Annotated in this window: 1 protein-coding gene; it reads left to right on the top strand. The window is 40.3% G+C overall.

Features of this window, described 5'->3' with window-relative positions:
- Positions 1-40 precede the first annotated feature (40 nt).
- A complete protein-coding gene (gene rpsK / locus EZV76_RS17965) occupies positions 41-457 on the top strand; it encodes a 30S ribosomal protein S11 (protein ID WP_136567705.1) in 417 nt (138 codons plus the stop codon).
- Position 458: the final 1 nt, after the last annotated feature.

Below are 458 nucleotides of genomic sequence, written 5' to 3'. Positions count from 1 at the left end.
GATATATCCATATATCTATATATTTATGAGATGATAAAATATGGCAAAAACTATACCAAAARTGGGTTCGCGTAGGAATGGACGTATTGGTTCACGTAAGAATACACGTAGAATACYAAAGGGAGKTATTCATGTTCAAGCAARTTTCAATAATACMATTGTGACTGTTACAGATGTAAGAGGYCGGGTGGTTTCTTGGTCTTCGGCYRRTACTTGTGGATTTMRRGGTACAAGAAGAGGGACACCTTTTGCTGCYCAAACGGCAGCTGGAAATGCTATTCGTACAGTAGTCGATCAAGGTATGCAACGAGCAGAAGTCATGATAAAAGGMCCCGGTCTCGGAAGAGATGCAGCATTACGGGCTATTCGTCGAAGTGGTATATTATTAACTTTCGTACGGGATGTAACTCCTATGCCACATAATGGCTGTAGACCTCCTAAAAAAAGACGTGTATAAA

This window comes from Flagellimonas alvinocaridis (genome assembly GCF_004916895.1).
GTDB classification, from domain to species: Bacteria; Bacteroidota; Bacteroidia; order Flavobacteriales; family Flavobacteriaceae; genus Flagellimonas; species Flagellimonas alvinocaridis.
This window is presented reverse-complemented; position numbering and strand designations above follow the sequence as displayed.